Raw genomic sequence first — 25,776 nt, 5'->3', positions numbered from 1 at the left:
CGAGGACGGTGACGCTGCTTATCGGTCCTGTTCCGCGGGGAGGGTAAAGGAGAACGTCGACCCCTCGCCCGGCTCGGATTCGACCCAGATGTCGCCGCCGTGACGTTCGATAATCCGTTCACAGAGCGCCAGTCCGAGTCCCGTCCCGTCGTACTCCTCGCGGCTGTGGAGTCGGTCGAAGACGGTGAATATCCGGTCTTGGTCCTCCGGTTCGATGCCGATTCCCTCGTCGCGGACCGAGAGTAGCCACTCCCGCCCTCGCCGTTCCGCGTCGACGTGAACCTGCGGCGGTTCGTCGCCGCTGTAGGTGATGGCGTTCTCCAGTAGGTTCTGGAACACTTGGCGGAGTTGGCTGGCGTCGCCTTCCACGCGAGGAAGTTCTCCCGCCGCGATGTCGGCGTCCGCCTCCTCGATTTGAATCTGGAGGTCTTCGCGCACGTCGTCGAGCACCGCGTCCAACTCGACCGGTTCGAAGGGGTCGCCCCGCGTCTCGACCCGGGAGTATTCCAGCAGGCCGTCGATCATCTCGCGCATGCGGTCCGCGCCGTCGACGGCGAACTCGAGGAACTCCTCGCCGTCCTCGTCGAACGCGTCCGCGTACCGACGTTCGAGCAGTTGGAGGTAGCTCGTGACCATCCGGAGCGGTTCCTGTAAGTCGTGGGAGGCGGCGTACGCGAACTGCTCTAACCGTTCGTTCGACTGCTGGAGTTGGTCGACCGTCTCCTCGAGTTCCCGTTCGTACTGTTTGCGTTCGAGTTCGTAGCCGACGCACTGACCCAAGAGGTCGAGGAACGTCCGCTCGGCCTCCGTGAACCCCTCCCGCGGCGAGGTGTCCGCGAAGCAGACGGTTCCGTAGGCGTCGCCGTCGACGGTCACCTGCGTCCCGGCGTAACAGCGGAGGTCGAACTCGTAGTAGAGGGCGTCTTCGTCCCATCCGGCCGAACCGGCGTCGCCGACGCTGATCGAGTCGCCCGTCTCGACGACCCGGCGGCAGTAGTTGTCCGTCAGCGGCGGAGTGAGCGTCCCTTCGTCGAGGTCGGGGTGAGAGCCGCGCATGTGCTTTATCTCGAACGCCTCCGTCCGTTCGCGGGTCAACATTCCCACCGGGAGGTCGAGGCGGTCACACCCCGTCTCCAGCAGGCGGTCGATCTTCTCGTCGGTCGAGAGGCTCACGTCGGCGGTGATCTCGTACAGTTCCCGCTGCGACTCGTTGTCCTCGCGGCGCTCGATTTCGTAGCTCACCCACTGCCCCATCAACTCGATGAACGACCGCTCGGCCGCCGAGAACGGTTCCTCGCGCGGTTCGGTGCTCCCGAACCACAGCGTCCCGTACGGCGTCGAACCGCTCGACACCTTCGTTCCGAGGTAGCTGGTGATGTGGAACTCTCGGTAGACCTCGTCGTCGGCCCACTCCGTGTCCCGCACGTCGGCCATGTCGACCGGTTCGTCCTCGGTGATGGTCCGGCGGCAGTAGCAGTCGTTACCGGGGTCGGTCCACAGTTCCTCGTCGGGGTCGATATCGAGACCGACGCCCTTCTCGAGTCGGAACGCGCCGTCCCACGACGGGAGGTGATTCAGTCCGGCCATCTCGAGGTCGAACCGGTCGCGTCCCAACTCGAGCAGGCGTTCGAGCTTCTCGTCGAACCCGAGTTCGGGGTCGGCCGTGATGGTGTAGAGTTCGCGCTGGTATCGCTCGTGTTCCTTCCGGTCGCTGACGTCGCGGACGACCGCGAGCATCAGCTCCCGGTCGTCGAGTTCGATGACCGACGCCGATATCTCGGCGGGCACGTCCTCCCCGTCTTTCGTCCGACAGCACAGCTCGTCCGTCCACCCGTGACCGTTCTCGAACACGCCGTCGACGAACGCTCGGAACTGCCCCATCTCGTCGGGGTGGAAGTCGGACGGGCCCAAAGAGAGCAGTTCCTCGCGGTCGTAGCCGACGAGCTCCAGTCCGGCGGGGTTGACGTCGACCATCTCGTCCTCGTAGGGGTCGTTGACGAATATCGCGTCGTTGCTCCGGTCGAACACCGTCTCGAAGCGGTTCTTCGCCCGACGGAGCTCCGCTTCCCGCTCGACTTGCTCGGTGACGTCGCGCGTCAGCGCCACGTGGACGGTCTCTCCGTCGGGGCGTCGGAGCGGTGCCGCGTGCGACTCCATGTGGCGGCGCGTTCCGTCCAGACCGACGATGTCGAACTCCAGCGTCCCGCGCTCTCCCTCGCAGATTCGCTCGTTGAACTCGCGGAACCGCTCGCGGTCCTCGGACGCGATGAGGTCGTAGACGGACGCGCCGACCACGTCCGACGCCGAGTCGGCTCCGACCATCTCGAGCCCCGCGGAGTTCATCTGAAGCAGGGTCCCGTCGGCGGCGACCGTCTTGATGCACTCCGGCGTCGTCTCGACGAGCGCGTTCAGATGCTCCGTCCGCTCGCGGAGTTCGCGCTCGCGCTGTCGCCGCTGGAGTTCGTACCGCAGCCACTGGCCCATCAGTCGGTGGAACGTGCGCTCTTCCTCGGTGAACGACTCCTCGCGGGGCTCTTCGGCGACGAAGAAGAACGTCCGGTCGTCGTCGCCGTCGACCGGGACGCGGGTACCGAGGTACGCCCGCACGTCGAACTCGGCGAAGCAGGCCGCGTTCTCGAATCCGCTGTCGACGGGGTCGGTGATTTCGACGGGTTCGGAGACGGCTTCGTTCGGCTCCGGGTCGCTGTCGGCGACGACTCGGCAGTAGGTCTCAGAGAGGTCGAGTCGCGCCCCGGGGACGAGGTGGTCGTGCTCACCGCTTATAGCCTCCACCTCGAACAGGTCGGTCTCGGGGTCGACGCGGGCTAACCCGCCCAGATCGAGACCGAACCGCTCGCACCCCACCTCGAACAGCGCGTCGAGCTTCTCGTCGAACTCGCGGTCGGAGTCCGACATTATCTCGTACACCTCCCGCTGGTAGTGTTCGCGGGCCGTGACCGTCAACCGCGCGTCGGTCCGGTCGACGAGCGTCTCCAGCTTCCGGTCGATCTCGCGCGATAGCCGCTCGGGGCCGAAGTACTCCTCGGGCGGGGTGTAGTAGACGTTGCGGCAGACGGTGTTGTCGTAGACGAGGTACGGGTGAGTCTTGAGCACGTCGTGGACGACTTCCGCCGGGAACCGGTCGCGGTTGTACTGACAGAGGACGGTGTACTCGTCGCCGTCGTACAGCGGGTTGAGCAGCGATTCGTACTCGCAGAGTTCGTCGTGGTCGCTGTCCGCGTCGAGCGCCCACGTCATCTCGGCGGCGGCTCTGACCCCCGAGAACCCCTCGGCGGCCGCGTCCGCGAGCGTCTCCTTCCAGAACTCCATCATCGCGTCGCAGTCGAACTCGCCGGCTCGACGGTACACCTCCCCTTCCGTGTGCACCGAGAGCGCCCCCGATTCGAGCGCGTCGTCGACGTCGACGCCGCGCTCTCGCATCGCGTCGAGCACCTCGTCTACGGTGTTGTCGTCGGCGACGTACACGCACCGCTCGCCCCGTTCGAGACCGTCTCGGACGAACGGGACGACCGCCGCGAACTGCTCGGCTCGGTCCTCGTAGACGAGTGCGAGGTGGTCGTTGTCCTCCGCTCCGTCGAGCGATTCGACGGGGCCGCGGAGTGCGGAACTCGACTGCGAAGGGCTGTATCTCCCCTCGAAAACGGGTGTCGTGCGCTGGTCGGTGTGGGTCGGTATCTGCTTACTCATTGGACATCCTTCGGCCGCCCGGCGCGTCCGAATGACTTTCTTGACTACGTGTACTCGCGGACGCCTGTTAACGTCAGGGTTACCGAGGATAACGGCGAGGGAGAACAGAACCGAGACGGCGCACCTCGAACCGGCCTCTCGCGGTCGCACACCGACGCTCCTCTCTCTCCGCAGTACCCTAACTCGTGTCCTCGTCCGAAATATTCAGTACGGATGCCGTACGACGGATAGTCACATTAGTTTTAGGACCGCCTAAAATCCGCCAGATTTACGTTGTTTTAGGCTGGCCTAAAACATGGCATGCGCAAGATTCGGCAGTACGAGCGGCAACTCGGGGAGACAGACACACCGAATCGCGGAGGTGACCCGTAGTGAGCTATCTCGAAGGGGGGAACGAACGGATACTCACACAGCAGGCAGAGCGCGAGTCCAGCGCGCGAACGTATCCGCGCCACCTCCCGTTGGCCATCCGCGAGGCTCACGGCGTGACCGTGACCGACATGGACGGAAACGAGTACTACGACTGCCTCGCGGGGGCCGGCACCCTCGCGCTCGGGCACAACCACCCGCGGGTCGTCGAGGCGATGGAGCGGACCCTGAACGCGGACCGGCCGCTCCACACACTCGACATCAGCACGCCCGCCAAGGAGCGGTTCGTCGATTCGCTGTTCGACAGTCTCCCGTCGGCGTTCGCCGACTCGGCGAAGGTTCAGTTCTGCAGTCCGGCGGGGACCGACGCCGTCGAAGCGGCACTGAAGCTCGTGAAGACGGCGACCGGAAACGGGAGCGTGCTGGGGTTTCAGGGGGCCTACCACGGGATGACGAGCGGCGCGCTCAGCTTGATGGGCGACACCGACGCCAAAGAGCCCATCTCCGGGGTGACGAGCGACGTTCACCACCTCCCGTACCCCTACGACTACCGCTGTCCCTTCGGCGTCGGCGGCGAGGAGGGGCACCGCATCGCGAGCCGGTACGTCGAAAACCTCCTCGACGACCCCGAGAGCGGCATCACCGAGCCCGCGGGGATGATTCTCGAACCGGTCCAAGGCGAGGCGGGCGCGGTGCCAGCGCCGGACGAGTGGCTCCGCGAGATGCGCCGCATCACCCGCGAGCGCGACATCCCCCTGATTTTAGACGAGATTCAGGCGGGGCTCGGTCGCACGGGCGAGTTGTACGCCTTCGAACACGCGGACATCACGCCCGACGTGGTCACCCTCTCGAAGGCCGTCGGGGGCGGCCTCCCGTTGGCGGTGGTCGTCTACGACGAGTCGCTCGACGTCTGGGAACCGGGCGCCCACGCCGGCACCTTCCGGGGGAACCAACTCGCGATGGCCGCCGGCGAGGCGACCATCGACTACGTCCTCGAACACGACCTCGACGACCGCGCCGCCGAGGTCGGTGCGCGCCTGCGCGAGCGCCTCGAATCCACCGCCGACCGATTCGACGCCGTCGGCGACGTTCGCGGTCGGGGTCTCATGCTCGGCGTCGAGTTCGTCGCCGAGGACGACGACTGGCGGGGGCCGGGCCCGCACGCGCCGGACGGCGACTTCGCCGAGGCGGTCCAAGCGGAGTGCTTCGAGCGCGGACTCATCATCGAACTCGGCGGGCGCGGGAGCGCCACCGCGCGCTTCCTCCCGCCGTTGATACTCTCCGAGGAACAGGCGGACGACGTGGCGGCTATCTTCGACGAGGCCGTCGCGGCCGTCGCCGACGGACGGCGCTCGACGCGGGAGGTGACCGCATGAGCGCCGACGAACTGTTCCTCGGGAGCGACGGAGGCGACGCGGCGTACCGCGAGGCGATGGGCCGGGCGGTCGATGCCGTCCTCGACTCGTTCGCCGACGGCGACGACCCCTACTCGGGAGCGTCGCCGGACGCCCTCGCCGCGCAGTTCGACGACCCCGTCGTCCCCGAGGACGGGCGGGGTCTCGACGCGGCGATAGACGAGGTGTCGGAGCGCGTTCTGGCCCACTCCGTCGGCACGTCGAACCCCCGGTGTGCGGCCCACCTCCAGTGCCCGCCGATGATTCCCGGACTGGTCGCGGAGGCTCTTTTGACCGCGACGAACCAGTCGCTCGACTCCTTCGACCAAGCGCCCGCCGCGACGGTTCTCGAAGAGCGAGTCGTCGGCGCGCTCTGCGACCTGTTCGGCCTCCCGTCGGGCGCGGACGGCGTCTTCACGAGCGGCGGCACCCAGTCGAACTTTCAGGCCCTGCTTCTCGCCCGCGACCGCCACTGCGACCGGCGCTTCGGTCGGAACGTGCAGGCCGACGGCCTCCCGGCGGACGCCGAATCGCTCCGCATCCTCTGCTCTGAGGAGGCGCACTTCACCGGGAAGCAGGCCGCACACCACCTCGGACTCGGGGAACGTGCGGTGGTCACCGTCCCGACCGACGACGACCGCCGGATGGACCCGGACGCGCTCGATTCGACGCTCGCCGAACTCGACGACCGGGACGCCGACCCGTTCGCCCTCGTCGGCACCGCGGGGACCACCGACTTCGGCAGCGTCGACCCCCTCGCGGCCCTCGCCGACCGGGCCGCCGAGCGCGACCTGTGGTTCCACGTGGACGCGGCCTACGGCGGCGCCCTCGCCGTGAGCGACGACCACGGCCACCTCATCGACGGAATCGAGCGGGCCGACTCCGTCGCCGTCGACTTCCACAAGCTGTTCTACCAACCCATCAGTTGCGGGGCGTTCCTGCTCCGCGACGGCGACGACTTCGAGTGGATGGCCCGCAACGCCGCGTACCTCAACCCCGAAGAACACGACGAGGCCGGCGTCCCGAACCTCGTCGCGAAGTCGGTCCAGACGACGCGCCGCTTCGACGCCTTGAAACCCTACGTCGCGTTCCGCGCCCTCGGACGGAGCGGGCTCGCGACTCTCGTCGACCGGACCCTCGAACTGGCCGACGAGGCCGCGGAACTCGTGGCCGCGGCCGACGACTTCGAACTGCTGGCCGAGCCGACGCTGAACGCCGTCGTCTTCCGCTACCGGCCGCGGGAGGGGATGGACGACGCGGCCGTGAGTCGGCTGAACGCCGCAGTTCGGAGCGAACTCCTCCGAGACGGCCGCGCGGTCGTAGCGCGCACCGATGTCGGCGGAGTGACGAGCCTGAAGTTCACGCTCCTGAATCCGACCGCGACGCTCGACGACGTCGCCGCGATGCTCGACGCCGTCCGGGACTGCGGATCCGACGTCGCCGCCGAACGGGGGGTGGCGGCGTGAGCCTCGGCACCGAACGGCGCGAGGACAGCGACGTGGACCCGTCGGACCGAGCCGACGCCGCCACCGTCCACGCCTTCCTCAACTGCTACCTGCGCGAGACGGGCGACTACGACGTCGTCGGGACGGCCGTCGGCGGCGTCGAACCCGGCCCCGACGGACTCCTCCGGAAGACGCTCTCGGCGCAGGACATCGAACTGCTCGCTCCGCTCGCGCACCGTTCGCCGACCGAGCGCCACCTGTTCGAGACGCCCGTTCGCTACCGGTTCGCGGGCGGGACGGCGCACCCGGCCGACGCGGCCACGCTCGCGTCGCTCGTGGTGAAGGACCTCTCCCTCGCGAGCGACGGCGACGCCGTCCCGGACGAACTGTTGGAGCGCGTCCTCCGAAGCAAGCGGAGCGTCGAGTCGTTCGTCGCGGCGCGTAAGGGCGACGCGGAGCGACTCTACGCCGAACGGCTCTCGTTCCGCGACGCCGAGCAAGCGCTCGTCTTCGGCCACCACCGCCACCCGACGCCGAAGAGCCGGCGGGGCATCGCGGCGCGGAACCGGGCGACGTACGCGCCGGAACTGCGCGGGTCGTTCCCGCTGTACTACTTCCGGGCGACGCCGGACCTCGTCTCGGCGGACTCGGCGCTCGACCGGAGCGCCGCGGCGTGGGTGAAAGACGCCCTCCGCGAGGACCCGGCGGTGTCCGAGTCGTTCGTCGCCGAACACGTCGAGAGCGAGGACGCGCTCCTGCCCGTCCACCCGTGGCAGGCGGAGTATCTCCTCGAACGGGACCGCGTTCGGAACCGCCTCGGCGACGGACTCGAACACTTCGGAGCCGTCGGCCGGGAGTTCTACCCGACCACGTCGGTCCGGACGCTCTACAGCGAGGACGCTCCGTTCATGGTGAAGTCGTCGCTGAACGTGCAGATAACGAACTCCGTCCGGACGAACAAGCGCCCGGAACTCGAACGCGGCGTCGCCGTCGCCGAACTGCTCGACACCGACTTCGGCGACGAACTCGACGCGGCGTTCCCGGACTTCGACGTCGTGCGCGACCCCGCGTACCTCGCGCTCGACGTCGGCGACGGAGCCGAGTCCGGGTTGGAGACGGTTCTGCGGGCCAACCCGTTCCGAGGCGACGCCGCGGCGAACGCGACGCCGCTGGTCTCGCTCTGTCAGGACGCCGTCACCGGACGCTCGCGCCTCGGCCGACTCGTCGAGGCCATCGCCGACCGGGAGGGTCGGTCGACGGAGGCGGTGAGCGCGGAGTGGTTCCGCCGCTACCTCCGGATATCGGTCCGCCCCGTCGTCTGGCTCTACCTCGTGCAGGGGGTCGGCGTCGAGGCCCACCAGCAGAACTCCGTGCTCACCCTCGACGACGAGGGGTACCCCGCGGAGTTCCGCTACCGCGACAATCAGGGCTTCTACTTCCCCGAGTCGGTCTACCCCGAAGTCGAGGAGTACCTGCCGGGCGTCGGCGAACGCGCCGACACCGTCTGTGCGGACGCCGTCGCCGACGAGCGACTCCGCTACTACGTGATTCTCAACAACGCCCTCGGCGTCGTCAACGCGTTCGGCGCCGCCGGCCTCGTCGGGGAGCGACGCCTGCTCGGACTCCTCCGCGACGAACTCGAACGGGCGCGCGAACGGTACGACCGCCCCTCCTCGACGTTCCTCGACCCCCTCTTGGAGTCGCCGACCGTCCCCTGCAAGGCGAACCTGCTCACTCGCTTCCGGGGGTTGGACGAACTGGAGAACGACCTCGAAAACCAGTCCGTCTACGCGGACGTGAAGAACCCGCTCGTCACCGAACTCGACAGATGACAGGCCCAGACGCGACAATCTCGGCGGCGTACGACTACCAGACGTACGACAGAAGCATCGAGAAGACGATTTCGTTCCGTCGGGCCTCGCTGGAGCGCGACCTCGGCCGCCTCCACGCGTGGCTCGGGAGCGACCACGTGAAGCCGTACTGGCAGCTCGACCTGCCGTTGCCGGCGTTCCGCGACCGCCTCGCGGAGAAACTCGCGGACGACCACCTCACCCCCTACGTCGGCTGTCTCGACCACGTTCCGATGAGCTACTGGGAGTGCTACTGGGCGGCCGACGACGACGTGGCGAACCACTACGACGCCGACCCGGCCGACAGAGGGATCCACCTGCTCATCGGCCCCGAGGAGTACCTCGGAAACGGGTACGCGCTTCCGCTGATGCGGGCGGTCGTCGCCATGCAGTTCCGCCACCCCGAGACGGACCGCGTGATCGCGGAACCGGACGCCCGAAACGACCGCGTCGTCCGCGTCTTCGAGAAGTGCGGATTCGAACCGCGGACGGAGTTCTACTTCGAGGAAGCCGAGAAGGACGCCCTACTTTTGGTCTGCGACCGCGACCGGTTCGAGTCAGACGTGCTCGCGGACCCGACGACGGCGCGGACGCGGGGGGTGAGCGCCGAATGACCGACGACGCCTACGACGTGGTCGGCGTCGGTCTCGGCCCGTTCAACCTCGGCCTCGCGGCCATGCTGGACGGCGTCGAGGAGGACGTCGACGCCGCCTTCCTCGAACGCGACGCCGAGTTCAACTGGCACGAGGGCATGCTGTTGGAGGGGACGACGCTCGAAGTACCGTTCCTCGCGGACCTGGTGACGCTCGCGGACCCGACGAACCCCCACAGCTACCTCAACTACCTCAGGGAGACGGGCCGCATCTACGAGTTCTACTTCTACGAGACGTTCCAGATCCCCCGGCGGGAGTACAACGACTACCTCCGGTGGGTCGTCGCGAACCTCGACACCTGTCGGTTCGGTCGCGAGGTCACCGAGGTTCGGTGGGACGACGACCGCGACCACTACGTCGTCGCCGCGCGCCACCCCGACACCGGCGAACGGTTCGAGTACCGCGGCGAGAACCTCGCTCTCGGCATCGGCTCCCGGCCGACGATTCCCGAACACCTCCGGGGCCACCCCGAGGAGGACGTGTTCCACACGGCGACGTACCGCCACCACCGCGACCGAGCGCTGGAGGCGGAGTCGGTCACCGTCGTCGGGTCGGGACAGAGCGCCGCCGAGGTGTTCTACGACCTGCTCGAACGCCAGTCGGACCACGGCTACCGCCTCGATTGGTTGACCCGGTCGGACGGATTCTTCCCGATGGAGTACTCGAAACTCGGCCTCCAGCACTTCACGCCCGAGTACGACCGGTACGTCTACGACCTCCCGCAGGCGGTCAAAGACGACCTCATCCCGAATCAGGACCTGCTGTACAAGGGCGTCGACCCGGAGACGAGCGCCGAGATATACGACCTGCTCTACCGGCGCTCCATCGGCGACAGAGAACCCGACGTGGGTCTCTTCGCCATGACGGAGGTGCGGGATATCGAGTCGGTCGGCGGGGCGTACGCGCTCGACTGCCACCAGTGGCAGGTCGAGGAGTCGTTCGTCCACGAGAGCGACGTCGTCGTCCTCGGGACGGGCTACGAACGGCCCGTCCCGGACTTTCTCGAACCGCTCTCCGACGCCATCGGCTGGGACGAACGGGGCCGGTACGAGGTGACCGAGGACCACCGCCTGGAGATAGACGTGCCGGGGGACGTGTTCCTCCAGAACGCCGAACTCCACACCCACGGCGTCGGCGTCCCGGACCTCGGCCTCGGCTGTTACCGCAACGCGAAGTTCGTCAACCGGTTGGTCGGACGCGAGGCCTACCCCGAGGACACGGACACGGTGTATCAGGACTTCTCCGTCGAACAGTTCGTCGAACGCGCGCCCGGCGCCTCCCGCGAACGCGGGAGCGAACCGACCTCCACACCGACACAGGACGATTAACATGAATCCCAACGACCCGACGCTTCAGGACGCACTGGACGCAGACGTCTGGGAGACGGTCGAACGCCGCCTCCTGACGAAGATGCTCGAAGAGTTCGCCTACGAGGAGATAGTCGCGCCGCGGAAGGTGGACGCCGGCGACGAGCGGTCCACCTACCGCTTCGAACTCGGCGAGGCGGCGTACCGCTTCGAGGCCGAAGAGCGGATGATGGACAGCCTCCACGTCTACGGTGAGACCGTCGAACGCCGCGCGGACGACGAATGGGTGGAACTCGGCGACCCGCTCACCCTCCTGCGCGATATCGGCGCGACGACCGACCTCGACGGTCTCACCGAGGGCAACCTCGTCCGCGAGTACAAGCGAACCCTGCTCGCGGACGCGCACATCGAGGCCCGTCGGCGGGATCGAGAGGAGTTCGACCCGCTGGCACTCGACTACGCCCGCCTCGAAGGCGAGATGGACGGCCACCCGTGGATAACGTACAACAAGGGCCGCCTCGGGTGGGGCTACGACGACTACAAGCGGTACGCCCCGGAGCGGAAAGACCCCGTGACGCTCTCGTGGGTCGCCGTACGGAAGGAGAAGGCGACGTTCGTCGCTACCGAGGACGTCGAGCACGATTCGCTCGTGCGGAGCGAACTCGGCGACCGCTACGGGGAGTTCCGCGATAGACTCGACGCGCGGGGCCTCGACCCGGACGACTACTACCTCATGCCGGTCCACGACTGGCAGTGGGACAACAGCATCGTCCCCCTGTTCGCCGACGACATCGCCGCCGACGACATCGTCCCCCTCGGCGACGGCCCCGACGAGTACCTCCCTCAGCAGTCGGTGCGCACCTTCGTCAACGTCGACGACGACGAGAAACACCACGTGAAGGTGCCGATGCGCATCCTCAACACGCTCGTCTGGCGGGGGCTACCAGGCGAACGGACGGAACTCGCCCCGACGGTCACCGAGTACATCAAGGGCATCTACGAGCGAGACGAGTTCCTCCAAGAACAGGGGCTCGTCCTCCCGGGCGAGATAGCCGGCATCAACTACGACCACTCGGACTTCACCGACATCGACGGCTCGCCCTACCAGTACCACGAACTGATGGGCGTCGTCTGGCGGGAGTCCATCTACTCCTTCCTCGAAGACGACGAGCGGGCGATAACGCTCTCCTCGTTGATGCACGTCGACGGCGAGGGCGAACCCTACCTCTCGCGCCTCGTCGAGCGGTCCGGGCTCACGCTCGACGAGTGGCTGGCGGAGTTCTTCGACACGGTGCTCCCGCCGCTCCTGCACTTCCTCTACCGATACGGCACGGTGTTCTCCCCGCACGGGCAGAACACCATCCTCGTCGTCGAGGACGGAGTTCCGACGCGCCTCGCGGTGAAGGACTTCGTGGACGACGTGAACGTCAGCGACCGACCGCTCCCCGAACTGGAGGCGCTCCCCGACGAGATGCACGACGTGCTGCGGAAGGAACCCCCGGAGGGGCTCTGTCAGTTCGTGTTCTGCGGGCTGTTCGTCTGCGTCCTCAGGTACGTCGCGGATATCCTCGAAGAGCACGAAGGCTACCCCGAAGCGGAGTTCTGGGCGCACGCGCGGACGGCCATCCTCGACTACCAGGCGCAGTTCCCCGAACTCGAAGAGCGGTTCGAGCTGTTCGACCTGCTCCAACCGGAGTTCACGAAGCTCAGCCTCAACCGCAACCGCATCTTCGACTACGGCTACGACGACGCACCCGGCCGCCCGCACGCCTCGGAGCACGGTACCGTCGCGAACGCGCTCCACGAAGTCGCGGCGGAACGCCCCGACGACGCGAAGCGCCCGAACCCCGCCGACGACTGACGGGACGACGAGACGTCCCACGCGGCGGCTTCCGGCGGGAATGAGAGTGCGACTCGCGATGCCCTTTTCACCGATGCAGGCCTTCATCGAGGTGATGAATCAAACCCGGATCCGACTCTCGCCCCCCGTACGAACCGACGGTCGGACCGTGCCGACGGTTTCCGGGCGTCTGACGGGAGCGGGGTGGAGATGAGCAAGTACATCTCGAACCGAACCGACCGGCGCGACGCGCCCGCGCCCGGCAACGACTCCGGCGTCCTCCGGTCGAGCGCCGGCCTTTGCGGCCCCGCACGTTCCGTCGAGGAGTCGGACAACGCCGACCACTTCGCGCTCGTCTACGAGGACCGAGACGAGCAGTTCGAGACGGTCGTCCCCTTCGTCCGGGAGGGAATCGAAGCCGGCGAGCGCTGTCTGTACATCGCCGACGACAACTCCCGGGACGAGGTAGTCGCCGCGTTGCGGGACGGCGGCGTGGACGTGGACGCCGCGTTCGAGTCGGGGCAACTGTCGATTCGCACCGTCGAGGAGACGTACCTCCGCGGCGGCGAGTTCAACCTCAACGCGGTGCGGACCCTCCTCCGCACCGCGATGGAGGAGGGACTCACCGAGTACGAGGGGTTCCGCGTCACCGCCGAGGAGACGTGGCTCGTCGGCGACGAAGGGATGCAGGAGGCGTTCATGTCGTGCGAAGCGCACATCAACGAACTCCTCGACGAGCGAGCGATGGCGCTCTGTCAGTACGACCGCGGGAAACTCCCCCCGGCGGTCATCGAGGACGTCATCGAGACGCACCCGCTTCTCGTCTACGACAACACCGTCTGCCGCAACGTCTACTACACCCCGCCCGAGGAGTACTTCGGTCCCGAGCGACCCGAACGGGACAACGAGCGGAAACTGCAGACGCTCGTGGACCGAACCACCGCGAAGATAGCGCTCGAAACCCGCGAGCGGTACCAGCGCAGACTGTACGAGACGTTGGCCGACCCCGACGCGACGTTCGAGACGAAGATTCAGCGCCTCCTCCGACTCGGCCGCGAGCGGTTCGGCCTCGAAATCGGCTACTTCACGCGAACGCAGGAGACCACGTTCGAAATCGTCGAAGCGGTCGGCGACCACGACCTCATCGCGACGGGCGTCACGGACTCGCTGTGCGATACGTACTGCGAGAAGCTACTCGCGTCGCCCGGCCCCGTCTCCGTGGCGGACGCCGCCGACGTGGGATGGACGGACGACCCCGCCTACGAGCGGTTCGGGCTCGACGCGTTCTTCGCGACGACGGTTCGGGTGGGGGGAAGCGAGTACGGAACCCTCTGTTTCGCCTCCGAGACGCCGCGGGAACGCCCGTACACCGACGCCGAGCGAACGTTCCTCAACCTGATGGGCCAGTGGCTCGGCTACGAGTTAGAGCGACGGCACCGCGAGCAGTACCTCCGCGAGAGCTACGAGATAACCTCGGACCCGGCGCTCGACTTCGAGGAGAAGTTAGGGGCGCTGTTCGACCTCGGGTGCGAGCAGTTCGGCCTCGAACTCGGTGCGATGGCCAAGGTCGACCCCGACGAGAACCGGTTCGAAGTCGAGTACGTCAGCGGCGACCACGAGCACTTCGCGCCCGGCGTCGAACTTCCGCTGTCGGAGACGTACTGCACGGCGGCCGTCGACGCCGGCGGCGTCGAGAGCGTCGAAGAGCCCGTCGAAGCCGGGTACGACGACATCTCCGTCTACGAGGAGTTCGACGTGGAGGCGTACCTCGGAACGTACATCGAAGTCGAGGGCGACGACGACAGGACGTTCTTCTTCGTCTCCGAGCGCTCGCGGGACTCGCCGTTCACCGAGGACGACCGCACGTTCCAGCGACTGATGGGCCAGTGGGTGAAGTACGAACTCGAACGCCGGCAACGCGAGGAGTTCCTGCGACGGAGCTACGAGATAACCTCGGACCCGACGCTCTCGTTCGACGAGAAAGTCGAGCGGTTGCTCGAGATGGGCTGTGACTGGTTCGACCTCGAGATGGGCGGCCTCAATCACCTCCCGGCGTGGGACGGGGAGTTCCGGTTGGAGAGGGGCGTCGGCCTCGGCGTCGACGACGACGAGGTGCTGTGGGCCGACCCGGGGGACGGCTGTTTCTGTCGACGAACCATCGAGACGGACGCCCCCGTCTGCGTGGCGGACGTGCGAGAAACCGACTGGACCGAGGACCCGGTCTACCGAGAACTCCAGATGCAGAGCTACTTCGGCACAAAGGTGACGAGCGGTACTGCGCCGTACGGGACGCTCTGGTTCGGCGGGACGGAACCCCGCGACCGGGAGTTCTCCGACGTCGAGCGCACGCTCTTAGACATGATCGGCCAGTGGGTGAGCTACGAACTCGAACGCGAACAGCGCGAGCACTACCAACAGCGGTTGTGCGAGATAATGGCCGAACCCGACCGCTCGTTCGACGAGAAACTGCAGGACCTCTTCGAGTTGGGCTGTGAGCGCTTCGACCTCGAACTCGGCGGACTGGCCCGCGTCGACCCGACGACCGACACGTTCGAGGTGGACGCCGTCAGCGGCGACCACGAGCACCTCACGCCCGGCGCGAAGGCTCCGCTCTCGGAGACGTACTGTCAACTGACCGTCGAGGGCGGAAGAACCGCGGACCTCACCGACCCGGAGAACTACGGCTACGGGAGCTCCCTCGCTCACGATGTGTTCGGCGTCGAGACGTACCTCGGCACGCACATCGACCTCGACAACGAACCCGACCGGACGTTCTTCTTCGTCTCGTCTGAGCCCCGCGACCGGGAGTTCACGGAGGCCGAACGGACGTTCCACCACCTCATGGGCGAGTGGGTGAAGTACGAACTCGAACAGAGACAGCGCGAACGGGCACTCAAAGACTCGAACGAGCGCTTAGAGCAGTTCGCCTACGCGGCGTCGCACGACTTACAGGAACCCTTGCGGATGGTCACGAGCTACCTCCGGTTGCTCGAAAAGCGCTACGAGGACGCCCTCGACGAGGACGGCGAGGAGTTCCTCGAATACGCCGTCGACGGAGCCGAGCGGATGCGGAAGATGATAGACTGCCTCCTCGAGTACTCCCGCATCGAGACGCGCGGCGACCCCTTCGAACCGGTCGCGTTGGACGCGGTGCTCGACGACGTCCGCGAGGACCTCCAGATTCAAATCGAGGAGACGGACGCCGACATCGCCGCCGACCGACTCCCCACCGTCGTGGGCGACGCCAGCCAACTCCGTCAGGTGTTCCAGAACCTACTGGAGAACGCCATCACCTACAGCGGCGACGAACCGCCGCGGATTCACGTCGGTGCCGAACGGCGTGGGCAAGAGTTCGTGATATCGGTCCGCGACGAGGGCATCGGCATCGAACCGAAGAACCAAGACCGCGTGTTCGACGTGTTCGACCGGCTGCACAGCCGAGACGAGTACGAGGGTACCGGAATCGGGTTAGCGCTCTGTCAGCGAATCGTCGAGCGACACGGCGGCGACATCTGGGTCGACTCGGAACTCGGCGAGGGGTCGACGTTCTCCTTTACCCTCCCCGTGCCGGAGGAGGAGTGAGGACGCCCCGCCGCGGACTCACTCGGCGCTCCCGACCGAAGACGGCAACAGCGAGTCGAACACTTTCCTCTCGGCCGTTCGGAGGTGTTGATAGAACGTGGGCGGAGAGACGCCGAGCGTCTCGGCCATCTCCTGACCGGACGCCTCGCGGGGCCACTCGAAGAACCCCGCGTGGTAGGCGGCGCGGAGGGCGGCGCGTTGGCGGTCGGTCAACCCCTCGGCGAACGTCTCGTGGACGCGTTCGGCGTCGCGGTCCCCCGGTTCGACCTGCTTTCGCGTCACCATCTCCGCGGCCGGATAGCCGTCGCGGACGACTTCGATGAGTCGGCGCGCGTCGACGCTCGGAGAGATGTGTAGCGTCAGGTTCAGCGTCCCGTCCTCGAAGGCGGCCTCCTCGATCGACCCGCCGAGGGACGCGAGCGTCGAGAGTATCGGCGGGTCCGAGAGGCGTATCTCGAAGCGGCCGTCCTCGCGGAACGTCACCTCGTTCCAGTGGCCGTGCGCGTCGACGAACGCCGACACCGCGTCGGCCGCGCCCTCCTCGGTCCCGTAGAGGAGGTACTCGCCGTCCTTCAGGGGGACCGTCTCGTCGAGCGTGAACCGGCCGTCGGTCGAGACGTCGTAGCCGTCGAGGATGGCCGGAATGCGGAACTTGAGTTCGACGACTTCGTTGCTCATCAGCGCACGCTTGCGTTCGACGGCGGCGATGGCGTGGCCGACGATCTCGCCGAGTTGGGCGATGACCGCCCGCTCTTCCCCCTCGAACGCCCGCGGTCGGGCGGCGTAGACGTTCAACACCCCGTACACCGTGTCCTCGTGGACGACGGGTATCGCGGCCGAGGAGTGAAAGCCGTGTCTCTCGGCGGTGTCGTGCCACGGTTCGTACTGCGGGTCGTTCTGGACGTTCTGGAGGGTCTGGACCTCGCCGGTCCGAAGCACCTCGCTCGTGGGGTCCTCGCCGCGTTCGTCGCCCGGACCGACGGGCGCGGCGTCCCCGTCGAGGAACCCGTCGACGCCGGCCTCGGTTCGGAGACTCACCGTCTGAGAGGGGAGGTTGATGTCGCCTATCCACGCGAACAGGTACGAGTCCGTGTCGGCGAGGCGTTCACAGACGGTCTGCTCTATCTCCTCGCGGGTGGACTGCTCGATGACCGCCTCCGTCGTCTCCCGGACGACTTCGTTGAGACTGTTGAGGGCGGCGAGTCGGTCGGTGTCGCGTTCGCGTTCGAGTTCGTTGCCTACCCAGTTGCTGAGGACGTCGATGAACGTCACCTCCCAGTCGGAGAACTTCTCGGCGCGCGCGTCCATATCGTAGAAGCAGAACGTGCCGTACACCTCGCCGTCGACGAACACCGGCGCGCCGAGGTAACAGGAGATGCCCCACTCGGCGTTCCCCGCCCGGTCGGCCAGTTCGGGGGCGTCCTCGTCGACGTCCCGGAGGACGAGCGTTCGTTCGGTTTCGACGACGCGTTCGCAGTTCGTCGCCGACAGCGGTATCGAGTCGCCCACCCGCAGGTCGGCCTCCGACGGCGCGTCTATCGCCTCGAAGACGTACTCGTCGTCCTGCACCCGCGAGAGGGTCGCGTAGTCGGTTCCCACCGTCTTCCGGACGACGCTCAGCAGGCTGTCGATTCGCTCCGAGAGCGAAAGCGAGGGGTCCGCGATGATCTCGTACGCGTCGCGCAGCGTCCGTTCGCGTTCCTGCAGTTCCGTCCGGCGGGTGACCAACTCCCGTTCGTACGCCCGGCGGTTGATGGCCGTCGCGAGGATGTTCGCCACCGACCGGACGAAGTTCACGTCGTGTTCCGAAAAGCGGTTTTCGTCCGTGTCGTACGTGCCGAGGACGCCCCACGGTTCGGCGAGGGACCCGACGACGACGCTTATTCCGCTCTCGACGCCGTGGTCCGTGAGGAGGGACGGACCGTCGAATCGCGGTTCGGCGTCGAGGTCCTCCACGACGACGGGTCGATCCGACGTCAGCGTGTACGCCGCCTGCGACCCCTCTTCGACGGCCGAGAGCGTCGAACCGACGGCCTCCTCCTCCCACCCGACGCCGTGACTGAGGCGCAGTTCGTCGGCGTCGGCGTCGAAGTCGAGGACGGCGCAGTAGTCGTTGTCGAGCGTTTCGGCGACGAGAGCGGCCGCTTCGGAGACGAGGTCGTCGAGTTCCACCTCTCCGAGCGCTCGCTGTCCGAAGTCGGTTATCACCTCCTGTTGGCGGACCCGTCGCCGGAGTTCGCGCTTCTGCCGTATCCGCTCGGTCGCGTCCTCGACGATGCCGACGATTCGGAAGTCGTCGCCGTCCTCGCCGCCGACCGCGACCCCGCGGGCGTGAAGCCACCGAACCGTCCCGTCGGGGCGGACGATTCGGTACTCCGCCTCGTAGTCCTCCTCGGGGAGGTCGGTGTACGCCTCCCGAACCTGCTCTCTGTCCTCCGGATGGACCGCATCGAGGAAACTGAGGCCGTCCTCGTACAGGCTCTCTCGGTCGCGGCCCCACACCTCCTCGTACGCCGGGTTGACGTAGAGAAACTCCGTCGGGTCCTCGGCGGTCATCCAGACGACTTCCTCTAAGTTCTCCGCGAGCGTCCGGAACTTCTTCTCGCTGTCGCGGAGGTCCGACTCCATCTCCTTGCGTTCGGTCACGTCGCGGACGATTCCGGTGAAGTAGCGCTCGCCGTCGTGTTCGTACTCGCTGAACGAAATCGCCAGCGGAATCTCGCTCCCGTCGGCGCGGACGCCGGGGAGTTCGAGGTAGTCCCAATCGAGGTGGCGTTCGCCCGAATCGAGGTAGCGACGGACGGCGGTTCGGTGCACGTCAGACAGTCGGTCGGGCATCAGTTTCGTCAGCGACTCGCCCACGAGTTCCGTCGGTTCGTAGCCGAACACGTCTTCGACAGCCGAGTTCACGTCTCGGACGACGCTCCGTTCGTCCACCGTCACGATGACGTCCGACGCCGTCCGCGCGAGCGTCTCGTACTGTTCGAGTTCGCGTTCGCGGACCTTCCGTTCGGTCACGTCGCGGAAGTACACCGAGAGACCGGTCTCGGAGGGGTAGACGTTGGCCTCGACCCAGAAGTCCAGTCGGTCGTAGTACACCTCGTAACTCGTCGGCGTCTGCGTTTCGAGCGCGTCGTGGAAACTCTCCCACGCCTCCGTCTCCGTCGCCGAGGGGAACACGTCCCAGACGCTCTCGCCGAGCAGTTCCGCCTCGGAGTGTCGGAGCAGTTCCTCGGCGCGTTCGTTGACGTGCGTGAAGCGGAACTCCTCGTCGACGGCGTAGAACGCGTCGTCGATTCGCTCGAACACCTCGTCGATCTGCCGTTCGAAACGCCGGCTCTCGGCTTTCACCTCCGAGATGTCGGTTATCAACCCCTCGACGAGGACCGCCCCGCCGGACTCGCTCGCGGCGACGTGTCCGCGCTCCGACACCCAGCGCACGTCGCCCGCGGCCGTCAGAATCCGATACTGCACCGAGAAGCGCCCGTCGCCGTCGAGTCCAGCCCGGACCGCTTGGCGCACGTCGGCGGCGTCCTCGGGGTGGAGAACGTCGTCTTCCCAACTAACTGCGCCGGAGCGTATCGACTCCGCGGTGTGTCCGGTCAGACGCTCGCACTCCCCGCCGACGAACTCGACCGGTCGATCCGGTTCGTCCCGCCACCGGTAGACGACGCCCGGGAGATCGTCGACGAGTGCGGCGAGATCGTCGGTTCCGTCGTCGGTCCGCGGACGCCACCAGACCCGTCCCTTCGCTCCCACCTTCTTCGTGCCGAGGAACCCCCCGTCGGCCAACTTCTCCAGTCGGGCGTAGGTGCTCCGACGAGAGACGTCGAGGTGCCCCGTCACCTCGGCCGTCGTCATCGGCTCCCCGGGGTCTCCCCTCGACTCGAAGACGGCGAGAGTCTCCCGAAGAGCGTCGCTCAACGCGCCAGAAACCATATCCTGCGTAACGTCCCTTTCGTTCATTAACCCTCCGTTGTCGGAAGTAGGTATCGAAGACAGACATTCGTTCGAAGGTGAACGTATTCGACCGATAACATGACGGACCCGAACAGAATAAATCCGATAACTGACAGTTTATCGGCACGGAGTGACCTAACTCGTTAGGGGGTGCCGTTAACCGGGAAGAAGCACTCTTTCCGGTGTGAACGAGATGACGCGGAACGACGAGGAGGGAAGCCGATAATGGCCGTACCGACCCAGAGAATCACCGAGGAACTGATATCGCCCGCGGACCTCACCGAGGACGAGTACTACCGGCTCCTCTCGGACGAACGACGACGAATCGTCCTCCAGACGCTCACCGACCTCGAACTCCCCCTCTCCGTGAGCGAACTGGCCCGAGAAGTGGCCGAACGCGAAACGGAGTCCGACGCCGGCGCTTCCGTCCCCGAGATACGGAGCGTCGAAACCGACCTCCACCACGTCCACCTCCCCCTACTCGACGACCACGGAATCGTCGAGTACGACTGGCAGGCGAACCACATCCGACGGTCGTAGTCTCCCCTCGGCGGTGCGTCGCCGGGCGTCACCCGACGTGACCCCTCGCAGTCGGGTACCGACCCCCTCGTTTCTCCTCTCCTCCTCTCGTTCTCCGTCTTCCACGCGCCAGATAGTACGGAACGTAACGCCCAACCGTCGCTTCCCTTTCCTCGCAGTCCGTCCTTCTTCTCTCACCATCGGTTCGTCCTCCGTCATCGCCTCCTTCTCCCACGTCGGTCCGGCCACCGTCGCCGCCTCCTTCTCTCGGCGCTGACCCCTCCGCCGCCGTTTCACCCCCGTTGTCGCCCTCCCGGCGTTATCCGCCTCGTCCTCTCGTGTCCGCGCCCCTTACTCCGCCGAGTCGCGACGGTCTTCGGTCGGTAAAGCAGAACGTAGACGCCCGGTTCGGGGGACCCCCGGGCCGCCCGGCGAACAGTATCAGTTAACGGATCCTTTCGATCTATTTCGACCCGGCAGCCGCCTTCGTGCACGATTATGGAGTACCATAATTCTTCACAGACGGCGATCTGAGTGCCGTTATCTTTCGTTAAACAAGTTTACTCTGAACCGAGTAAGTTATATGCAGGGACGGCCTCGTATTGTTTGATGACTGGGACAAACTCGCTACGACTCGCTACGACGGGGGAAAGACGATGATTTGGCAGGACCTAATCTTCCTCGCCGGAAGCATATTCTCGCTGTTCGTGTTGGTGCCGGCCCTCCGCGACGCGACGACGAACATTCCGCTGGGCACCTCGTTGCCCTCCGCCACCATCGGCATCGTCTACGGGACGACGTTCTTCTCTCTCGGGATGACGATGTCCGCGGCGGGGTCGATACTCACGGGTCTCATGTGGAGCATCATCGCTATCCTCCGTTCGCCGCACCCCTTCGACGACGTTATCGGATCGAACGGCCACGGCCACGGCCAGCAAGCGACGCACTCGGCTCCGCAGAACGCGGACTGAACGTCTCTCACCCTCTGCGGTCTCTCGGTTCTTCCGGGCTCGCCGCGGGTATCTCTGCTCTCTTCGCTTTCCGTCTCTTTCTCTCTGCTCTCCTCTCTACGCTCTCGTTCTCTCGGCAGAAAGTCTCCGTTCGCGGACGACAGCCGAATTTATGCGGCCGTTATTTACACTGCCGTTCGGCCGTCGTCCGCCGCGCCGTCGTCGGGTCCGTCGGTCAACCACTCCGACAGGAGGGCGCGGGTTCGGTCGGAACGCAACGTCCCGATGTGGTTCGTCCACAACAGGACGTTCTCCGACGCGCCCTCGAGTTCCGGGCTCGTCGGGTCGCGCCAGTAGTAGTGGTCGTACGCGCCGCGAATCGTGTAGTACGTCACGTCGCCCGGCGTCTCGGTGCCGGCGTTCAACCGCTTGAGCGGATGGTTCGGTCGTTCGCGGTACCGGTAGCCGACGAAGCGACTCGGCCGCGCGTACTCGCCCAGCGTCTTCGGGTCCTCGTCGCCGCTACACACCGAGACGCCGTGGTTCGCTCCGGCGATCGAGACGACGGTATCGACCCACTCGTAGCGGTTCCGACGCTCCAACCAGTAGCGAACGCCCGTGACGCCGAGGCTGTGGGCGACTATCGAAACCGACTCCGAACCGGTGTACTCGCGCACGTTCCGGACGAACTCGTCGAGTTGGCTCGACATCTCGCGGTGCGTCGAACTCGGGTGCGCGAACGTTATCGCCCACAGTTCGTCGCCGGAGAACCCCTCGTCCAGAAGCGCTTCGGCGTGGTCCGTCCAGTCCTCGTGCGTTCGGCCGTTCCCGTGGACGAACACGACCGGACTGCGCGACGCCCCCGCGTCCGTGTCGAACCACTCGTGACCGCCGACGCCGCCGTACCGTCCGCGGGACGACCACGGGAGGCCCTCGTCGTCCGTCCGGCGCTCGCGGCGCTTCCGCTTTTTCCGTTCGCTCGGCGGATTTAACGCCTCCATAGCGTGGCTGAACATCCGCATCCCGAACGACGCGGTGTACAACGGAGCGACGGAGAGCCGATGTAACGGCGTCCCATCGGAACGTCGATGCCGGTCTTCGGATTTCACGGTGACTACTTGCGTCACGGCTATTTTTATTTTACTTAATACGAGTGTCAGTTGGTACTGACACTCACAGTGGTAAGGAATCACGTGCCGGGGAGAAAGAGACGCCGACGGACGGGAACCGCGGTCAGTACTCCGCCGGCGCGAGTTCGAGGAGTTCGTCCGCCAGTCGGCGCAGTTCGTCGCGTTCGGCGAGTTCGTTCGTCCACCGTTCCGGCACCGCGTCGACGCCGAACCGCGCGCCCGCGACGGCGCCCGTCACCGCGGCGACGGTGTCGGCGTCGTCGCCGTGGTTCACCGCCTCGACGACCGCCGCCTCGAAGGAGTCCGCCGAGAGTCCGTGGTACAGTCCGGATTCGAGCGTCGCCAACACGTACCCGCTGTATCCGAGCGTCTCCGGGTCGGTCTCCGCGGGGAGGCCCGCGACGCGCGTCCACAGTTCGTCGGGGACCGCACCGCTCCCGTCGACGAGCGCCAGCGATTCGCTGACGACGGACTCCGGATCGGACTCGTCGCAGACGAGGCGGCGAACCACCTCGTTCAACAAGGCGCATCCGGCGGTACACCGCGGGTCCGCGTGCGTAATTTCCGATGAGGCGCGACTCACCGCCGCGAGGACGCCCGGTTGGTCGCGGTACGCGAGTGCGTACGGCACGCAGCGCATCACGCTCCCGTTGCCGGCGTTGGCCCCTTCCGCGCGACTCTCCCAGACCTCCCGCCCGGCGTCCGACCACGCGACCCCCTCGCGGACCTGCGCGAGCGAGTCTGCGGTCATGAGGCCGACGTCGAACGGGCCGGACTGGAACCACTCGAGGAATCGCCGGGCCACGTCCTCGCCGTCGAACTCGCCGCGTTCGACCAGACTCCGGGCGATACACAGCGCCATCTCCGTGTCGTCCGTTATCGTCCCCGGGGGTCGGTCGTGGGTTCCGTATCCCTGCATCTCCGTCACGCGACCGTACTCCGACTCGATGCCCGCGGGCGTTCGGAACTCGACCGGTCTGCCGAGGGCGTCTCCGCACGCGAGGCCGAGGAGTGTCCCTCGCGCCCGCGAACGGACGGAGCAGTCCGTCATACGTCGCGTTCGGCTCCCGCGACACATCAACCCTCGGTCCGCCCGGTCCGACGGTCACGTTCGGACGACGAGCGTCGGTCCCGTTCGACGCACCGTTTTCCGCTCCCGACCGGTTCTAAACGTCGTAACGCCTAAGAGCGGAACAGCCATTAATTCGGGTAATGAACTCAAACGCGAACGTTCGAGCGCCCCCCTCTCCACGAACGTGGAGGTGGCACCGTGGGCGTTGAGATAAAGGAGTCCTCGGTCTCCGACGAGGAGTTCGAGGAGATGAAGCGGTTCGTGCGGGATTACCTCTCCGCGAGCGTCGAGAACGAAGACGACGGCGGCCGGATGCGCTGGTACCCCTGGCACAGTTCGGAGTACCGCTTCAACCACATCCTCAACGTCGTCGAACTCGCCTCGAAGATAGCCCGCCGCGAGGGTGCGGACGTGGACGTCGTCCGCGTCGCCGCCCTCTTTCACGACATCTCGAAGTTGGAGGCCGAACAGGAGGTCCACGCCGAAGAGGGCGCGCGCGTCGCCCGCGAGTATCTGGAGGCGCGCGCGGAGTTCCCCCAGTCGTTCGTCGAGCAGGTGTGCGACGTCGTCTCGACGCACTCGTATCAGGGTCCGTTGACGGACGTCTCCTTGGAGACGCGGTGTCTCATCGAGGCGGACATCCTCGATAAGGTGGGTGCCAACGGCACGGCGTTGATGCTCCTGCGGATGGGCTACGAGGCGCGCACCCACATGGAAGCCTCCGAGATGGTCGAACGCGTCCTCGAACGGGGGCGCGACGCCACGGACCGCATCGAGAGCGACGCCGCCGAGAGCATCGCCCACCAACGACTCAAGCGCGTCAAGTGGTTCCGCGAGTGGTTAGAGCAGGAGGTCCCCGGCATGGACCACGAGGAGTTCGGCGCCTGAGTCGGCCGAAGCGACCCCGACGAACCGATTTTTTCGGACCCGCAGTTCAGAGCGTGTCGAGTATCGAGAGCACCGACTCCTCGGCGTCGCGACCCGGGTCGTGTTCGGACCCGTCCCTGTCCGATCGGCGGTGTTCCTCGACGGTCCGGGCCATCGCCTCCTCGATCGGCGTCGAGTCCCACCCGAGGGCGGCGAGTTTGTTCGTATCGAGGACGTGCGGGTACTCCCGATAGAGGACGAAATCGTCCGGCGAGAGTCCGGCGGCGGCGAGTTCGCGTTCGCCCGCGTGGACGACTTCCACGTCCGTCCCCATCGCGTCGGCTATCGTTCGGACCGTCTCTTCGAGGGTGAGAACCCGCCTGTCGCCGACGTTGTACGCCTCGCCGGCCTCGCCCTCCTCGGCGACGACGCGCATCGCCGAGGCCACGTCCTCGACGTACGCGCGGTGCCAGATGTTCGTCCCGTCGCCGGGGACGACCACCCGGTCGTAGTTCTCGACGCGGTTCAGCCAGTAGTCGAGGCGTTCGGTGTAGTCGTACGGGCCGTAGACGATGGTGGGGCGGACGGACATCGCGTTCACGCCGCGCGTCGCCGCGTCGAACACCACCCTGTCGCCCTCGGCCTTCCGGGGGCCGTAACTCTCCGAGGAGTCGTCGGTCAACTGGTCGTCCGAACAGGGACACAGTTCCGTCACGCCCTCTCGCTTCGGAATCTCCTCTGCACCGTAGGCCGCACCGCTCGAAATGTACACGTACGCGTCCACGTCCGCGAAGATTTCCGTCGCGGAGACCACGTCTTTGGGCTGGTACGCCACGCAGTCGAAGACGGCGTCCGGTTCGGCGGCGGCCTTCGCCCGCCGGAGGGCGCCGTCGTCCTTCCTATCGCCCTCGATTCGCCGGACGCTCTCGTCCCCCTCGAAGGGGTTCTCGTGGTTGCCGCGGTTGAAGATGGTCACGTCGTAGCCGTTCTCTACGAGGTCGGAGACGAGGTGGCGACCGATGAAGCGGGTGCCGCCGACGACGAGTGCCGAGTCCATACCGTAGCCGAGGAGTGCGTCGGAGAAAAGCGTGGGAGATGCGGCGGCGGATTCCGGTAGCGGCGGTCACCGC

The 25,776-nt window shown here is 66.6% G+C and carries 15 protein-coding genes; 10 read left to right on the top strand and 5 right to left on the bottom strand.

Translation table 11 applies throughout. The annotated features are described in order from the left end of the window. Nucleotides 1-18: 18 nt before the first annotated feature. A complete protein-coding gene (locus BLS11_RS10530; protein ID WP_092537070.1) occupies nucleotides 19-3,708 on the bottom strand; it encodes an MEDS domain-containing protein in 3,690 nt (1,229 codons plus the stop codon). Between the two features lie 371 nt (nucleotides 3,709-4,079). Between BLS11_RS10530 and BLS11_RS10525 the strand changes: the two genes are divergently transcribed. The 7 genes from BLS11_RS10525 (at nucleotide 4,080) to BLS11_RS10495 (ending at nucleotide 16,148) form a co-directional block, all read left to right on the top strand. Further along, nucleotides 4,080-5,453, top strand: a complete 1,374-nt coding sequence (locus BLS11_RS10525) for a diaminobutyrate--2-oxoglutarate transaminase (protein ID WP_092537067.1) — start codon at nucleotides 4,080-4,082, stop codon at nucleotides 5,451-5,453. After that, a complete protein-coding gene (locus tag BLS11_RS10520) occupies nucleotides 5,450-6,937 on the top strand; it encodes a pyridoxal phosphate-dependent decarboxylase family protein (protein WP_092537065.1) in 1,488 nt (495 codons plus the stop codon). The genes BLS11_RS10525 and BLS11_RS10520 overlap by 4 nt, the downstream gene beginning before the upstream one ends. Next, on the top strand, nucleotides 6,934-8,748 hold the full coding sequence (locus BLS11_RS10515; protein WP_092537062.1) for an IucA/IucC family protein: 1,815 nt from the start codon (nucleotides 6,934-6,936) through the stop codon (nucleotides 8,746-8,748). The genes BLS11_RS10520 and BLS11_RS10515 overlap by 4 nt, the downstream gene beginning before the upstream one ends. Beyond that, entirely contained in the window at nucleotides 8,745-9,380 is a 636-nt protein-coding gene (locus BLS11_RS10510; protein WP_092537059.1) for a GNAT family N-acetyltransferase, read from the top strand. The genes BLS11_RS10515 and BLS11_RS10510 overlap by 4 nt, the downstream gene beginning before the upstream one ends. After that, the gene (locus BLS11_RS10505) at nucleotides 9,377-10,747 is read left to right on the top strand and encodes a lysine N(6)-hydroxylase/L-ornithine N(5)-oxygenase family protein (RefSeq protein ID WP_092537056.1); all 1,371 of its coding nucleotides are present in this window, start codon (nucleotides 9,377-9,379) and stop codon (nucleotides 10,745-10,747) included. Before BLS11_RS10510 ends, BLS11_RS10505 begins: the two co-directional genes overlap by 4 nt. Before the next feature lies 1 nt (nucleotide 10,748). Then, nucleotides 10,749-12,587, top strand: coding sequence for an IucA/IucC family protein (locus tag BLS11_RS10500; protein WP_092537053.1), 1,839 nt, complete (start codon nucleotides 10,749-10,751; stop codon nucleotides 12,585-12,587). Between the two features lie 189 nt (nucleotides 12,588-12,776). After that, nucleotides 12,777-16,148, top strand: coding sequence for an MEDS domain-containing protein (locus BLS11_RS10495; protein WP_092537050.1), 3,372 nt, complete (start codon nucleotides 12,777-12,779; stop codon nucleotides 16,146-16,148). A gap of 18 nt (nucleotides 16,149-16,166) precedes the next feature. Here BLS11_RS10495 and BLS11_RS10490 read toward each other — a convergent pair whose 3' ends face one another. After that, nucleotides 16,167-20,087, bottom strand: a complete 3,921-nt coding sequence (locus BLS11_RS10490; RefSeq protein WP_114936167.1) for a PAS domain S-box protein — start codon at nucleotides 20,085-20,087, stop codon at nucleotides 16,167-16,169. Between the two features lie 246 nt (nucleotides 20,088-20,333). Here BLS11_RS10490 and BLS11_RS10485 point away from each other — a divergent pair, with 246 nt between their 5' ends. Both BLS11_RS10485 and BLS11_RS10480 read left to right on the top strand, forming a co-directional pair. Beyond that, nucleotides 20,334-20,648: a DUF7344 domain-containing protein gene (locus tag BLS11_RS10485; RefSeq protein WP_092537044.1), complete on the top strand. Its 315-nt coding sequence runs from the start codon at nucleotides 20,334-20,336 to the stop codon at nucleotides 20,646-20,648. Between the two features lie 635 nt (nucleotides 20,649-21,283). Next, entirely contained in the window at nucleotides 21,284-21,598 is a 315-nt protein-coding gene (locus BLS11_RS10480; protein WP_217628996.1) for a hypothetical protein, read from the top strand. A 164-nt stretch (nucleotides 21,599-21,762) separates the two neighbouring features. On the opposite strand, the gene BLS11_RS10475 is transcribed toward BLS11_RS10480, so the two are convergent. After that, complete coding sequence (locus BLS11_RS10475) at nucleotides 21,763-22,593, bottom strand: esterase/lipase family protein (RefSeq protein WP_175454426.1); 831 nt, start codon at nucleotides 22,591-22,593, stop codon at nucleotides 21,763-21,765. A gap of 217 nt (nucleotides 22,594-22,810) precedes the next feature. After that, nucleotides 22,811-23,758, bottom strand: coding sequence for an ADP-ribosylglycohydrolase family protein (locus BLS11_RS10470; RefSeq protein ID WP_092537038.1), 948 nt, complete (start codon nucleotides 23,756-23,758; stop codon nucleotides 22,811-22,813). Nucleotides 23,759-23,977: 219 nt separating this feature from the next. On the opposite strand from BLS11_RS10470, the gene BLS11_RS10465 reads away from it, so the two are divergent. Then, entirely contained in the window at nucleotides 23,978-24,667 is a 690-nt protein-coding gene (locus tag BLS11_RS10465; RefSeq protein ID WP_092537035.1) for an HD domain-containing protein, read from the top strand. Nucleotides 24,668-24,713: 46 nt separating this feature from the next. Here the strand turns inward: BLS11_RS10465 and BLS11_RS10460 are convergent, their stop codons facing one another. After that, nucleotides 24,714-25,703 (bottom strand): NAD-dependent epimerase/dehydratase family protein, encoded by a 990-nt coding sequence (locus BLS11_RS10460; RefSeq protein WP_092537032.1) that lies wholly within the window; start codon nucleotides 25,701-25,703, stop codon nucleotides 24,714-24,716. Nucleotides 25,704-25,776: the final 73 nt, after the last annotated feature.

The sequence above is a fragment of the Halopelagius longus genome (assembly GCF_900100875.1).
GTDB classification, from domain to species: domain Archaea; phylum Halobacteriota; class Halobacteria; order Halobacteriales; family Haloferacaceae; genus Halopelagius; species Halopelagius longus.
The sequence above is the reverse complement of the archived record's forward strand: the minus strand, read 5'-3'. Positions and strand labels throughout refer to the sequence as shown.

What these genes read in the sequence shown, in the direction of transcription:
- BLS11_RS10510 (WP_092537059.1), top strand. Translation starts at nt 8,745, where the DNA reads ATGACAGGCCCAGACGCGACAATCTCGGCGGCGTACGACTACCAGACG.
- BLS11_RS10460 (WP_092537032.1), bottom strand. Translation starts at nt 25,703, where the DNA reads ATGGACTCGGCACTCGTCGTCGGCGGCACCCGCTTCATCGGTCGCCAC.
- BLS11_RS10500 (WP_092537053.1), top strand. Translation starts at nt 10,749, where the DNA reads ATGAATCCCAACGACCCGACGCTTCAGGACGCACTGGACGCAGACGTC.
- BLS11_RS10485 (WP_092537044.1), top strand. Translation starts at nt 20,334, where the DNA reads ATGGCCGTACCGACCCAGAGAATCACCGAGGAACTGATATCGCCCGCG.
- BLS11_RS10475 (WP_175454426.1), bottom strand. Translation starts at nt 22,593, where the DNA reads ATGTTCAGCCACGCTATGGAGGCGTTAAATCCGCCGAGCGAACGGAAA.
- BLS11_RS10505 (WP_092537056.1), top strand. Translation starts at nt 9,377, where the DNA reads ATGACCGACGACGCCTACGACGTGGTCGGCGTCGGTCTCGGCCCGTTC.
- BLS11_RS10470 (WP_092537038.1), bottom strand. Translation starts at nt 23,758, where the DNA reads ATGACGGACTGCTCCGTCCGTTCGCGGGCGCGAGGGACACTCCTCGGC.
- BLS11_RS10520 (WP_092537065.1), top strand. Translation starts at nt 5,450, where the DNA reads ATGAGCGCCGACGAACTGTTCCTCGGGAGCGACGGAGGCGACGCGGCG.
- BLS11_RS10480 (WP_217628996.1), top strand. Translation starts at nt 21,284, where the DNA reads ATGATTTGGCAGGACCTAATCTTCCTCGCCGGAAGCATATTCTCGCTG.
- BLS11_RS10530 (WP_092537070.1), bottom strand. Translation starts at nt 3,708, where the DNA reads ATGAGTAAGCAGATACCGACCCACACCGACCAGCGCACGACACCCGTT.
- BLS11_RS10490 (WP_114936167.1), bottom strand. Translation starts at nt 20,087, where the DNA reads ATGGTTTCTGGCGCGTTGAGCGACGCTCTTCGGGAGACTCTCGCCGTC.
- BLS11_RS10495 (WP_092537050.1), top strand. Translation starts at nt 12,777, where the DNA reads ATGAGCAAGTACATCTCGAACCGAACCGACCGGCGCGACGCGCCCGCG.